The 12,141-nt window shown below is 65.7% G+C and carries 12 protein-coding genes; 5 read left to right on the forward strand and 7 right to left on the reverse strand.

Features of this window, described 5'->3' with window-relative positions; all coding sequences use genetic code 11:
* Positions 1-2 precede the first annotated feature (2 nt).
* Genes Clow_RS02810 through Clow_RS02820 form a run of 3 tightly spaced genes read right to left on the reverse strand, consistent with a single transcriptional unit; the run spans position 3 to position 2,376 of the window.
* Positions 3-602, reverse strand: coding sequence for a Maf family protein (locus tag Clow_RS02810; RefSeq protein WP_055175902.1), 600 nt, complete (start codon positions 600-602; stop codon positions 3-5).
* A 22-nt stretch (positions 603-624) separates the two neighbouring features.
* Positions 625-834: an acyl-CoA carboxylase subunit epsilon gene (locus Clow_RS02815; protein WP_055175903.1), complete on the reverse strand. Its 210-nt coding sequence runs from the start codon at positions 832-834 to the stop codon at positions 625-627.
* A gap of 9 nt (positions 835-843) precedes the next feature.
* Positions 844-2,376 carry an acyl-CoA carboxylase subunit beta gene (locus Clow_RS02820; RefSeq protein WP_055175904.1) on the reverse strand — a complete coding sequence of 511 codons (1,533 nt, stop codon included), beginning with the start codon at positions 2,374-2,376 and terminating at the stop codon, positions 844-846.
* Between the two features lie 104 nt (positions 2,377-2,480).
* On the opposite strand from Clow_RS02820, the gene Clow_RS02825 reads away from it, so the two are divergent.
* Entirely contained in the window at positions 2,481-3,236 is a 756-nt protein-coding gene (locus Clow_RS02825) for a biotin--[acetyl-CoA-carboxylase] ligase (protein WP_055176326.1), read from the forward strand.
* 11 nt (positions 3,237-3,247) lie between these two features.
* Positions 3,248-3,706, forward strand: a complete 459-nt coding sequence (locus Clow_RS02830; protein WP_055175907.1) for a PH domain-containing protein — start codon at positions 3,248-3,250, stop codon at positions 3,704-3,706.
* A 72-nt stretch (positions 3,707-3,778) separates the two neighbouring features.
* On the opposite strand, the gene Clow_RS02835 is transcribed toward Clow_RS02830, so the two are convergent.
* Both Clow_RS02835 and Clow_RS02840 read right to left on the reverse strand, forming a co-directional pair.
* Positions 3,779-5,740: an ABC transporter ATP-binding protein gene (locus tag Clow_RS02835; protein ID WP_055175910.1), complete on the reverse strand. Its 1,962-nt coding sequence runs from the start codon at positions 5,738-5,740 to the stop codon at positions 3,779-3,781.
* Positions 5,741-5,742: 2 nt separating this feature from the next.
* Positions 5,743-7,476: an ABC transporter ATP-binding protein gene (locus Clow_RS02840; protein ID WP_055175914.1), complete on the reverse strand. Its 1,734-nt coding sequence runs from the start codon at positions 7,474-7,476 to the stop codon at positions 5,743-5,745.
* Positions 7,477-7,529: 53 nt separating this feature from the next.
* Between Clow_RS02840 and Clow_RS02845 the strand changes: the two genes are divergently transcribed.
* The 3 genes from Clow_RS02845 to Clow_RS02855 are packed head-to-tail and all read left to right on the forward strand — an operon-like array spanning position 7,530 to position 9,797.
* Positions 7,530-8,768 (forward strand): 5-(carboxyamino)imidazole ribonucleotide synthase, encoded by a 1,239-nt coding sequence (locus Clow_RS02845; RefSeq protein WP_055175917.1) that lies wholly within the window; start codon positions 7,530-7,532, stop codon positions 8,766-8,768.
* A 53-nt stretch (positions 8,769-8,821) separates the two neighbouring features.
* On the forward strand, positions 8,822-9,322 hold the full coding sequence (gene purE / locus Clow_RS02850; RefSeq protein WP_055175921.1) for a 5-(carboxyamino)imidazole ribonucleotide mutase: 501 nt from the start codon (positions 8,822-8,824) through the stop codon (positions 9,320-9,322).
* Between the two features lie 7 nt (positions 9,323-9,329).
* Positions 9,330-9,797 carry a YdcF family protein gene (locus tag Clow_RS02855; RefSeq protein WP_055175924.1) on the forward strand — a complete coding sequence of 156 codons (468 nt, stop codon included), beginning with the start codon at positions 9,330-9,332 and terminating at the stop codon, positions 9,795-9,797.
* Positions 9,798-9,819: 22 nt separating this feature from the next.
* Here the strand turns inward: Clow_RS02855 and Clow_RS02860 are convergent, their stop codons facing one another.
* Together Clow_RS02860 and Clow_RS02865 are read right to left on the reverse strand one after the other, a co-directional pair.
* Positions 9,820-10,473 (reverse strand): TIGR03089 family protein, encoded by a 654-nt coding sequence (locus Clow_RS02860; RefSeq protein ID WP_055176329.1) that lies wholly within the window; start codon positions 10,471-10,473, stop codon positions 9,820-9,822.
* 21 nt (positions 10,474-10,494) lie between these two features.
* Positions 10,495-12,138, reverse strand: a complete 1,644-nt coding sequence (locus Clow_RS02865; protein ID WP_055175927.1) for an LCP family protein — start codon at positions 12,136-12,138, stop codon at positions 10,495-10,497.
* Between the last annotated feature and the right edge of the window lie 3 nt (positions 12,139-12,141).

Consider the following 12,141-nt stretch of genomic DNA (forward strand, 5'->3'; position numbering starts at 1 on the left):
ATTTAGGATTCCCAGAAATCGGAGACATTCAAGCCGAAAGAATAAAGGGCGCGGCGCACTAATGGTAGCGAAAGTCCAATAACGGAGGAAGGATCGCCTTCAATTCGATCAATAAACCACCCACCGAGGGCCTCCAGGGTGAAGGCACCCGCACATTCCCAGGGCTCAGCGGTGGCGGCGTAGGCCGCAATATCGGCCTCGGTGGCCTGAGCAAAGGTGATGGTGGTGCGGGCGGTATCCACCTGGGTGCGCCCCTGCGGGCCAAGAACGCAGTGCCCGGTGAGTAATTCCGCCGTGCGCCCGGCCTGGGCGCGCCAGCGGCGTATCGTTTCTTCCTCGGTATGCGGCTTGCCCTGAAGCTCTCCGTTAAGGAGCAGCATGGAATCGCAGCCCACCACGACGTCCTGGGGGTACTGTTGTGCCACAGCCTGAGCCTTGGCGCGCGCGAGGGCCGCAACCACCTCTGCGGGAGGGGTGCCCTCGGCGAGGCGAGACCGCACGGCATCTTCATCCACCTGCGTGGGATGAAGATGCGGCTCTATTCCTGCGGAGCGCAAGATCGCACGGCGGGAGGGGGATTGCGAGGCCAAAACAAGGCGCATATCTGCTCTTCCTGTGCGCGGATCAGTGATAGGGCACGGCGCTAAAAGCGCGGGGATTAAAGGGACGCGGGGTGTAGCGATCATCGACGCGCCCCCAGCGGTCGCCGTCGATGGAGCGGCGTCGCTCCGCAGCCCGGGCCAGGTCCCCGAGCGCTTGGCGCAGGGCCTCTACCTCCACCTCATCCGGGGAACCGGAAAGCACCCGGAGGCGAGGGGTAAATATATCAGCCATATTTTCTCCTTAGAGTGCGATATTGCCGTGCTTCTTGGCGGGCGGATAGGTGACCTTGCGATCCAAAAGACGCAGCCCCTCTACCAGCTGTCCACGGGTTTGCTCCGGGGGAATCACCGCGTCCACCATGCCGCGTTCGGCGGCCTGATAAGGCGAAAGGTGGCTCTCATCGTATGCGGCGGTGAACTTCTCCTTGAGAGCCGCCACATCCTTGCCCTTGCGCTCGGCCTTGGCCAGCTCAGCGGCGTGAATCTCCGGAACGGCCTCCTGGGAGTGCATGGCCGCGATCTGCGCGGTAGGCCAGGCAAAAGCGAGGTCTACCCCGAGGTCCTTGGAACCCATGACCACCCCGGCCGCGCCGATGGCGTGGCGGGCGATCACGGTGATGGTGCCCACGGAGGCCTCCGCGTAGGCATAAGAGAGCTTGGCGACGCCGCGCACCGTGTGGTTATCCTCCCCCTCGCCAGAGGTAAAACCGGGGGCGTCCACGAAGGTCACCACGGGGATATTGAAGGCATCGCAGGTGCGAATGAAGCGGGCGGCCTTCTCGGCGGCGCGGGAATCCAGGAGACCGGAGTTCTCCTCGGGCTGATTAGCCACGATCCCCACCGCGCGGCCCTCAATGCGGGCAAAGGCGGTGATGATATTGGCTGCCGTGGCCTGCTGAACCTCTAGCGTGGCCTGACCATCGACGACCTTGGCGATGGCCTCGCGCATGTCATAGGTGGCGCTGGGAGCATCGGGGATGAGCCCATTGAGTTCCTGATCGGCGGCGGAGATATTTTCCGCGACGGAGCCGGTGATGCGGGCCTCCACCGGGCGCGGGGCCTCGGCGCGATTATTAGAGGGGAGGTAGCCCAGGAGTTCGCGCAGGGCGGCCACGACCTCGGCGTCGCTATCGGCTACCACGTGAGCGGAATCGACGGGCTCGGAATCTTCTACCTGCTCCAATTGCATCCGCGCCTGGCCGGAGACCGCGAGGGTGAGATCGGCGGAACCCGCAAGCAGAGCGTGCGGGCCGGAGGCGGTTCCGGTGAGTACCGCGATCTGCGGGATGACGCCGGAGGCCTGGGTGGAGGCCGCCAGAATACGCGCATAAAAGGACAGCGCCGCAGTGCCCTCGGCGGCGCGCGCTCCGGCGCCCTCGATGAAGGAGACGAGCGGCACGCCGGTCTTGGTGGCCAAGCGGTAAATCTTCAGGATCTTCTCGCCATATACCTCGCCCAGGCGGCCGTCGAAAACGCTGGCGTCCTGCGCATAGACGCATACCTTGCGCCCTTCCACGGTGCCGTAGCCGGTAATCACGCCGTCGGTGGCGGGGCGCTGGGAATCCAGCCCGTACTCGGTGACGCGGTGCCGCGCCAGAGCATCGACCTCCACGAACGAGGAGGCGTCGAGAAGCGCCTCGATGCGTTCGCGGGCGGTCAAGCGCCCGGCCTCGTGGGCGTCAGCGATGGCGCGATCACCCACCGGAGCCTGTGCCTCCGCGAGGCGGGCGGTGAGATCGGCCAATTTGCCGGCAGTGGTGGAAAGATCAGTCATGGTTGCACATTCTAGGCGGTGCCCGTGGCGGCAGCGGGGGCGCGGGGTCATCGGGCGGCCGCCGTGGAAGCCAGAGGGCCAAAAGTGCCTCTAGAGTGGTGCGCATGGATGAAGAACTACTCCGCGAACACCTCGGCAATGCCGCCGCTGCTTACGCGCAACTACGCGTGGTGGCGCAGACCGGCTCCACGAACGCCGATCTCCTAGCCCAGGCCGACGCCCCCGATAGATCCGTGCTCATCGCCCGGCACCAGACCGCCGGACGCGGCCGCCTCGACCGCCACTGGGAGGGGGTTCCCGATAAGCAGATAGCGGTATCGGTGCTGTACAAGCCTGGTATCAAGCTGGTAGATCGCTTGGGTTTGCTGCCTTTGGCCGTGGGAGTGGCCGTGACGGATGTGGTGCCCCAAGCCGGATTGAAGTGGCCCAATGACGCCCTCATTGAGGGCAAGAAAATCTGCGGAATCCTCGTGGAGGCCGCCGACCTCGATAGCGCCCCGCGCGTGGTGGTGGGCTGCGGCCTGAATCTCTCGTTGAGCAAAGAGGAACTTCCCGTGGCCCATGCCACCTCGCTCATGTTGGAGGGAATTGACCACGATCCGGCGCGTGTGGCCGCCGCGCTGCTCGAAGCCCTGGAAAACCGGGTGCAGCAGTGGTACCAAGGTGCCCCGGAACTCCTGCGAGATTACCGCTCCCGCTGCACCACCCTGGGGCAGGCGGTGTGCGTGGAACGCTGGGGGGAACACATCGAGGGGCGCGCGGTGGATATTTCCCCCACAGGAGCGCTGCTGGTGGAAACCGCCGAGGGCCGCCAGGAGTTCTCCGCCGGTGACGTGACGCACCTGCGCCCCGCCACGTAGGCTGAGAGGTCATGGCAGGTTTTAGCCCCGAGCCCAGGGAAAAAGTGGTGGTGGATGTTTCCGCCCCGCTGAGCACGCTGACCTTCCCCGCCCTAGAAGCAATCCTGCTCACCGGGGTGGTCTGGATCATCATTGGCTACCTCGACCGCCCCGAGGTCACCGTGGGATTGGGGCTGCGCAACGCCCTGGTGGGGCTCTGGGCGCTGGGTCTGTGCTGGCGGCTCGTGCTGCCCCTGTGGCGCTCCCGCCATCAGCGCTTTATGGTGACCACCCGGCGTATTCTCGTGCGCGGTCCGGGGTTGCGGGCACGCACCGATGAGGTGCCGCTGCGGCAGGTGCGCGGGGCTAAAAAACGGGGCCGAGGGCGCCTGGCCCTGGGGCTGATGGGCTATGACCGCCCCCTTATCTTTGCCCGCATACCCCGCCCCAAGCGCGTGGCTCAGGCCATTACGGCACTCACCTACTGGTAGGGGCTGCGGGGCTCAACAGCCCCCGACGCCCCGACGGCCCCGCAAGTCAGCCCTCCCCGCCCCCGAAACCCCTTACTCCGCCTCCTGGCTGAACTGCGCGGCGTTGAGCTCGGCATACACGCCGCCGTGGGCGAGCAATTCCTCGTGGGTGCCCTGCTCCACGATATTGCCGCTTTCCATCACCAAGATGACGTCCGCATCGCGGATAGTGGAAAGCCGGTGGGCAATCACAAAGGAGGTGCGCTCGGCGCGCAGGGCATTCATGGCCTCCTGCACCAATACCTCGGTGCGGGTATCCACCGAGGAGGTGGCCTCGTCCAAGATGAGCAGCGCGGGCTGAGCCAGGAAGGCGCGCGCGATGGTCACCAACTGGCGCTCACCGGCGGCCAGGGAGCCGCCGTCGGCGTCGATCAGCGTCTCGTAGCCCTCCGGTAGCGAGCGCACGAAGCGATCCACGTAGGTGGCCTTGGCCGCGGCGAGCACTTCCTCATCGGTGGCGTCCAGGCGGCCATAGCGAATGTTCTCCATGATGGTGCCCTCGAAGAGCACGGCGTCCTGGAGCACCATGCCCACCTGGGAGCGCAGGTCGCGCCGGGAGAGTTCCCGAATATCCGTGCCGTCCAGGGCGATCCGCCCGGAATTGATCTCATAGAAGCGCATGATGAGGTTGACCAGGGTGGTCTTACCCGCGCCGGTGGGCCCCACGATGGCTGCGGTTTGACCCGGTTCCACGCGCAGGTTGAGGCCGCTAATCAGCGGCTTATCGGGGGTGTAACTAAAGGAAACGTCCTGGAACTCCACCAGGCCGCGGGCGCGGCCCTGCACCTGGGCGGTGGCGCGATCGGGCTGCTGCTCCTCGGCGTCGAGAAGCTCAAAGACGCGCTCGGCCGACGCCACGCCGGACTGCAACATCTGCATCATGCTGCCCAGCTCGCCCAGGGGTTGATTGAACTGGCGCGAATACTGAATGAAGGCCGTGGCATCGCCCAAGGTCATGGAGCCGGAGGCCACGCGCAGGCCGCCGAGCACCGCGATACCCACGTAGGAAAGGTAGGAGATGAACTGCATAATCGGCATCATCATGCCGGAGAGGAACTGCGCGGTAGAGCTGGCCTTGTAGAGTTCTTCATTGCGCTCGTTGAAGTCCGCCACGGAGGCCTCCGTGCGGCCAAAGACCTGAATGATCTCGTGGCCGGAGAAGGATTCCTCCACGTGCCCGTTGAGTTGGCCGGTGGAGCGCCACTGCGTCGTGAACTGCTTTTGGGAACGCGAGCCGATCACGCCGAGCACCACGGCGGTCAGCGGCAGAGAGAGCAGGGCCACCAGGGCGAGTTGCCAGGAAACCCAGAACATCATCACGGTAATGCCAATGACGGTGAGCAGGGCGTTGAGTGCCTGGGCTAGGGCCTGTTGCAGGGCCTGCTGGATATTATCGACGTCGTTGGTGGTACGCGAGAGCACATCGCCGCGCTTGCTCGTATCGAAGTAGGAGAGCGGCAGGCGGTTGATCTTGGCCTCAACGTCCCGGCGCAGGCCGGACACCGCGCGCATGACCAGGCGGTTGAGGATGAAGCCCTCCAACCACATGAACAGCGAGGCCGTGGCATACAGCCCGATGATAAGCGCGATGAAGGTACCCAGGCGGGAGAAGTCAATGCCCGCGCCGGGGGTGACGTCCATGCGGCTCATCATGTCCGCCAGGGTGTCCTGCCCCTCGGCCCGCAGCCCGGAGATAATCGCCTCCTTGGGCACACCGGCGGGCAGCTGGGAGCCGATAGCACCGGAGAAGATCACGTCCATCGCGTAGCCCGTCACGCGCGGGGCGTAGACGTTGAGTGCCACGGAGATGGAGATGAGCGCGACCACGAGGGCCAATTGCGCCTTATACGGAGAGAGCAGGCCCAGCAGGCGGGTGGCGCCCGCGCGGAAGTTCTTGGCCTGGCGCGGGGCGGAACCGCTCCACTCGTCCACGCCCACCTTTTCTTGGAGGTCCAGGATTTCCTGGTCGGAGAGTGCTTGATTGTCCTGTGCCATGATTAGCGCACCTCCTCGGAAGCCTGAGAATCGGAAGCCTGGGAATGAACGATGTCGCGGTAAGCCTCGGAGGTCTCTAGCAACTCGGCGTGCGTGCCCCGAGCGATGATCTCCCCGGCCTCCATCACCAGGATCTGATCGGCCTCCATGATGGAACTCACTCGCTGAGCCACCACGATCATCGTCGAATCGGCCATGCGCGGAGTCAGGGCGGCGCGCAGGCGCGCGTCCGTGGTCATATCCAGGGCGGAGAAGGAATCGTCAAAGAGATACACCTTGGCCGGGGCCACGAGCATGCGCGCAATGGAAAGGCGCTGGCGCTGGCCGCCGGACACGTTGGTGCCACCCTGGGAAATGGGCATATCGAGGTCATCCACAAAGTCCGCCTGCGCGGTGCGCAGCGCGGCCCACATCTCTTCCTCGCTGGCCTCGGGATTGGCCATCGCCAGGTTGGAGCGCACGGTGCCGGAGAAAAGATAGGGCTTCTGCGGAACCATGCTCACGCGCTCGACGATCCCCTCGCGGGCCATCGACGCCACCTCCGCGCCGTCGAGAAGCACCTGGCCCTGAGTGGCGGTGTAGAGGCGGGGGATGAGACCCAGCAGTGTGGTTTTGCCCGCGCCGGTGGAACCGATGATCGCGGTGACCTGGCCGGGGCGGGCCTCAAAGGAGAGGTTATGCAGCACGGGGGCCTCGGCGCCGGGGTAGGAGAAGGAGACGTTCTTGAACTCCACTACGCCTTCCTTGCGCTCCGGGACCACCGGGTTGGCGGGCTCCACGATGGCGGGTTCGCGCTCCAAGACCTCCGTAATGCGGTTAGAGCAGACCAGGGCGCGCGGCAACATCATGGCCATGAAGGCACCCATCATCACGGCGGTGAGGATCTGCATGAGGTATTGGAGGAAGGCCGTGAGAGAGCCGACCTCCACGGCCCCGGCGTCCACCCGCTGCCCGCCGAACCACATCACTGCACCGGTGGCGAGGTTCAAAATGAGCATGATGATGGGGAAGAGCAGCACAAAGAGGTTACCGATGCGCACCGAAAGATCGGTGAGCTCGGCATTGGCCTTGGCAAAGCGGGCCTCCTCGTGATCCTCGCGGGTAAAGGCGCGCACCACGCGGATACCCGTGATCTGCTCGCGCAGCACGCCGTTGATGGCGTCGATCTTTTTCTGCTGGCCGGTAAACAGCGGCATGAGCCGGGCGATGAGCAGGCTCACGGCGGCAAAGAGCACGATCACGCTCACCACCACCAGCCAGGACATGCCTGGGTCCTCGCGCACGGCCATGATGATGCCGCCCACCATCATGATCGGGGCGGGTGCCACGAAGTTCAGCATCATCATGTAGGTCATTTGCACCTGCTGCACATCGTTGGTGCCGCGGGTAATCAGCGTGGCGGAGCCAAAGTGCCCAATATCTTCCGCAGAAAAGCGCGAGACCTGCCGGAACACATCGGAGCGAATATCGCGGCCGGTGCCCATCGAGGTGCGCGCGCCAAACCACACGGCGATGCACGCGCTAATGACCTGGAGGAAGGCCACGCCCAGCATGATGGCGCCGAGGTTCCAGATGAGATCGACGTCCCCGCGCGAGACGCCTTCGTCGATGATGCGCGCGTTGAGGGAGGGGAGGTACAGGGTGGCGAGTGTAGAGATTGTTTGAAGAACGAGGATCGCTATGAGAGCGCCGGTATAAGGCCGGGCCCGCGAACCAATCAAGCGTAGGAAGTTCACCCGGCAAGGCTAGCAATGTTTGCGAGGGCGGGCACGGGGGAAGAGACGGGGAAATGACTATAGTAAGCAGCGTGAATGACGCAGTACAGGATGCCCCAGGAAATCCCGCAGCCCACGCACCCGGTCAGCCGATTGTGGCCGTGATCGGTGATGGTCAATTGGCCCGCATGATGCAGACCGCGGCCATCGAACTGGGACAATCCGTGCGTCTGCTTGCAGGCACCCGTGAGGCCTCTGCCGCCCAGGTGGCTGCCGACGTCCTCCTGGGCGACTACCGCGAGATCGACGCCCTGCGCGCGGCGGCGTCGGGAGCCAGCGCGGTGACCTTCGATCACGAGCACGTACCCAGCGAGCACCTGCGCACCCTCATTGAGGAAGGCGTGAGCGTGCAGCCCGGCCCACACGCCTTGCTTTATGCCCAGGACAAGCTGGAACAGCGCACCAAACTCGGGGAACTGGGCTTCCCGGTGCCCCGCTTTAGCCCCGTGACCTCCCCGGAGGAGGCCGCGGCCTTTTTCGAGGAGGTATCTGGCGCGGTGTGCCTCAAGGCCCGGCGCGGCGGCTACGACGGCCACGGGGTGTGGTTCCCCAAGGACCTCGCAGAGCTGGAAACCTTGGTGCTCGACCTCCTGGAACGCGGTGTGGGCCTCATGGCCGAGGAGAAGGTGAGCTTTGACCGCGAACTCTCCGCGATGGTGGCCCGCACCCCCTCCGGCGAGGTGGCGGCCTGGCCCGTGGTGGAATCCGAGCAAAGCGATGGCATTTGCCACCGCGCCATTGCTCCCGCGCCGGAGATGAGCCCGGAGCAGGCAGCATCTTTGCAGCGCCTGGCCTGCGAGATCGCGAGCAAACTGGACGTCACCGGCGTGCTGGCCGTGGAACTCTTCGATAAGGGCGGCCAGTACTGGATTAATGAGCTGGCCATGCGCCCGCACAACACCGGGCACTGGACCCAGGATGGCTCCCTGACCAGCCAGTTCGAGCAACACCTGCGGGCCGTGCTCGACCTTCCCCTGGGGGCCACCGATCCCGTGGCCCCCGTGACCGTGATGGTCAATACCTTGGGTGGCCCCGAGGACCCCGCCGAGCCGCTGCCCAGCCGCATGGCCCAGGTGTGGCGCCGCTTCCCGGCCGCCAAGATTCACCTCTACGGCAAGGAACACCGCCCAGGGCGCAAACTCGGGCACGTGAACCTCAGCGGTACCGACGCCGCCGCCACGGCCCGCGAGGCCGACCTCGCCGCGCACTATCTGGTGTATGGGCGCTGGGCCGATGGCTGGGTGGCGGAGTAAATGAGTGGAACTTTTCAGCAGAGCAACGTGTAGCGAAGAAGGAGAATACAGCGATGACCCCTCAAGTAGGCCTGATTATGGGTTCCGATTCCGACTGGGACACCGTGGCCCCCGCCGCCGAGGTACTGGCGGAGTTCGGCGTGCCCTTTGAGGTGGGGGTGCTCTCCGCCCACCGCACACCCGAGCGCATGCTGGCCTATGCGAAGAACGCCCACGAGCAGGGCATTAAGGCGATTATCGCCTGCGCCGGGGGAGCGGCCCACCTGCCGGGCATGGTGGCTGCGGCTACGCCCTTGCCGGTGATCGGTATTCCCCGCGCTCTCAAGGACCTCGACGGCATGGATTCCCTGCTCTCCATCGTGCAGATGCCCGCCGGGGTGCCCGTGGCTACCGTCTCCATCGGCGGGGCCAAGAACGCCGGCCTGCTGGCGGTGCGGATTCTTTCTGCCGGCGATGATTCCCTGCGCCAGAAGATGATCGCCTACCAGGAAAAGATGGCCGCCGAGGTGGAGCGCAAGGACGCCGCCCTCAAGCAACGCCTCTTGGGAAACTAAGCGGCCCATGCCGGTCTTGGTGCTGGGTGCCCGGCTCACCGAGGGGGAGGTGGGCCCCATGCTGGCCGCCCGGCTCCGCACGGCGCTGGATTATTGGCGCGAACACGGGTCGGGTAGTGCCCTCGTTGTCAGCGGCAAGGACGAGGCCCCCGCGATGGCCGATTGGCTGCGGCGGCACGGGGTGGCCCCGGAGCACATTGTGGTGGAGGACAAGGCGGAATCCACCAATGAGAACCTGGAAAACGCGCACCGCCTCCTGCCCCAGGCCGGGCGGTGGGTGGTGGTGACCAACGGCTTCCACGTGTGGCGCACCCGCCTGTGGATCTGGCATTTGGGGCTGCCCATGAGGGTGCTGGCGGCCCCCACCGTGGGGCGGCGGCGTCGGGTGATGTACCTGCGCGAGGTCGCCGCCGTGGGTCACTCCTCGCTGCGCATTGTGTGGCGGCGCTGGGTGGAGCGGTGGAGGAACAGATAAGAGCGAGGCACGCGATGGCAGGCTAGAGACGCAGGGTCACCTTCTCTGCCTCCGCGATAGCCTGCAATCGCTCCGGGCCGACGATCCCGGAGACTACCACGGCGGATCCACCCACGGCCAGCGGTTCGAGCACGGTGCGTTCAAACCCCTGGGTATCCGTCCACCCGGTAGAGAGCACCCGAGATTCGGCGGGGAGATCGCTGCGCGCCGCGTAATCCGCGATCTTGGGGGTGGGGGAGAAGAACTGATCGCCGTAGAGGCGCACGACGGGTCCGAAGTCCACCGTGCCCAGGGGGAGGGTTCCACCGGTCTCGATCACGCCGCGGCCAAAGGGATCGTCGGTGACGAGCACGAGGTCACCCGCGGGGTTCTCCGGCACGCGATCGAGGGCGCAGAACTCCACTTCAACCTCGGCATCGGCCTCAAAGGTATAGGTCACTCCCGCCGCTATCGCGCCCAGGGCGATCGCGCAGGACTGCCACCCGCAGGGCAGGGCGATGCCGATGCGGGAACCGGGGGTGAGATCGAGCTCTTCGTAGAGCATGTTGGCCACTTTGGCCGCCCAGTTATCGAGGGTCTGGGCGGAGAAATCCAAGCGAGCCCCGGTGAGCTCGTCGTAGACGGTAAGCCGGGGCCGGGCCGGGTCCGCTTGCAAAAGGTGCGCGAGGAGTTCCATGCCCACGATGCTAGGCCATTTTTAATTCACGCAGCGGGGCCCGTGCCCACCGGCGTCGATCTTCGGGGCCACCTCGGCGGTGCCAAAGTCCGCTCCGGGCTGGCCCACGGCCTCCTCCACCTTGGGGGCCGCGCTCGTGGTGGGCGCGGTTTCCTCCGTGGCCATCGCGGCGTCGTCGCGGGGGCCGGTGTAGTCCTCGGCGGTGACCACGATGAGGGTTCCGGGCTCCAGGGATTCGTTCACGCTGATGGGGAGGTTACCCAATTTATCGGAGAGTTCCTGGGCGGCCGGGTCCTCGGCGCTGGGGGCCACGATCTGGCTGGTGGAGTACACCCCCGGCAGGGCGTTGGTGGTCTCCGCGATGGTGTAGCCGGTCTCGGTGAGGTGCGCGGCCACGGAACCGGCGAGGCCGGAGATGGAACCGGCGTTGAGCACGGTGATGGTGGCCGGGTTCTGGGGCGCGGTGGATTCCTCCTCGGTGTGGTCCTCGTTGGCCTCCGGGGCGTCCTCGCTGGTCTCGGGCTCCTTGGAACCGAGCAGGGAGTCCATATATTCGTGGACCTGGGCGGTGTCCACGGTCACGATGGATTCGCCATAGTCGCCGGTGCCGTCGATGGAGGTCACCGGAATGGTGTTGAATACCACGTTGCCTCCGGCCAGGTTGGAAAGCTGCGTGGCAAAGCTCATGATGTCCATGTTCTCGTCAAGCACCACGGAGCGCTCCACGGCCTGACTCATATCTCCCAGGCGCGAGGGATTGGTGAGCGTGCCAGCGGAGAGCACCTTATTAACCATCGAGGCCATGAAGGCCTGCTGGCGCACCACGCGGTCAAGGTCCCCGCGGGGCAGGCCGTGGCGCTGGCGCACGAAGGCGAGGGCCTGGTGGCCGTCGAGGGTCTGGGTTCCGGCGTGGAAGTTGGCGCCGGAGAACTCGTCGTTTACGGCCTCGTTGAGGCACACGTCCACGCCCCCCACGGCGTCGGTAAGCAGCACGAATCCCAGCAGCCCCACCTCGGCGTAGTGATCCACCTCGATCCCGGTGAGGTCCGTGACCGCGGAGATGAGCCCGGCGCGCCCGGCCTCGGTGGATTGCTTTTCCACGCGCTTTTCGTCCGTGACGCCCTCGCTGTGCAGCTCGTCCTCCTTGGCGGTCTTATAGCTGCTAAATACCCCGTTGATCTTGAGGTTTCCGTAGGTGTCATCGCGGATGTAGGTATCGCGGGGGATGGAGACGGCGGTGGCAGAGGTGCCGTCGTTGGGCACGCGGATGAGCATGATGGTGTCGGTGTTATAGGCGCCTTCCTCGTCCCCGGCGCGCAGGGCGTCGAGTTCCGCGCGGCTCAGCGGCTTACCCTGGGCGTCGGTACGCGAATCCGATCCCACCAGGAGAATATCGGTGGCACCATCGGGGGCGGAGCCCTTGGCGGTGGCTCCGCCGAGTTGGAGGTTGCCGGCCGAGGCGAGTTGGGAGCCCAGGCGGCCCACCGCGAAGTACCCCAGGGCGGAGAGGAGCAGCACGAGCACGGCGAGTACGGCGAGCAGGGTTTTGAGCGGCTTGGAGCCCGCCTGGGCCAGGGAGATGCCTGCGCGCGGCGGGGCTTGGATATTGCGCGAGGGGCGCGGTGAGGAGGGCTGGGAGGGCGGGGGCCAAGAATGCTCGTTCACTGC

Source organism: Corynebacterium lowii (genome assembly GCF_001412085.1).
GTDB classification, from domain to species: domain Bacteria; phylum Actinomycetota; class Actinomycetes; order Mycobacteriales; family Mycobacteriaceae; genus Corynebacterium; species Corynebacterium lowii.

Excerpts from the sequence above, each read along its gene's own strand:
- Clow_RS02810 (WP_055175902.1), bottom strand. The coding sequence starts at position 602 with ATGCGCCTTGTTTTGGCCTCGCAATCCCCCTCCCGCCGTGCGATCTTG.
- Clow_RS02815 (WP_055175903.1), bottom strand. The coding sequence starts at position 834 with ATGGCTGATATATTTACCCCTCGCCTCCGGGTGCTTTCCGGTTCCCCG.
- Clow_RS02820 (WP_055175904.1), bottom strand. The coding sequence starts at position 2,376 with ATGACTGATCTTTCCACCACTGCCGGCAAATTGGCCGATCTCACCGCC.
- Clow_RS02825 (WP_055176326.1), top strand. The coding sequence starts at position 2,481 with ATGGATGAAGAACTACTCCGCGAACACCTCGGCAATGCCGCCGCTGCT.
- Clow_RS02830 (WP_055175907.1), top strand. The coding sequence starts at position 3,248 with ATGGCAGGTTTTAGCCCCGAGCCCAGGGAAAAAGTGGTGGTGGATGTT.
- Clow_RS02835 (WP_055175910.1), bottom strand. The coding sequence starts at position 5,740 with ATGGCACAGGACAATCAAGCACTCTCCGACCAGGAAATCCTGGACCTC.
- Clow_RS02845 (WP_055175917.1), top strand. The coding sequence starts at position 7,530 with ATGACTATAGTAAGCAGCGTGAATGACGCAGTACAGGATGCCCCAGGA.
- purE (WP_055175921.1), top strand. The coding sequence starts at position 8,822 with ATGACCCCTCAAGTAGGCCTGATTATGGGTTCCGATTCCGACTGGGAC.
- Clow_RS02855 (WP_055175924.1), top strand. The coding sequence starts at position 9,330 with ATGCCGGTCTTGGTGCTGGGTGCCCGGCTCACCGAGGGGGAGGTGGGC.
- Clow_RS02860 (WP_055176329.1), bottom strand. The coding sequence starts at position 10,473 with ATGGAACTCCTCGCGCACCTTTTGCAAGCGGACCCGGCCCGGCCCCGG.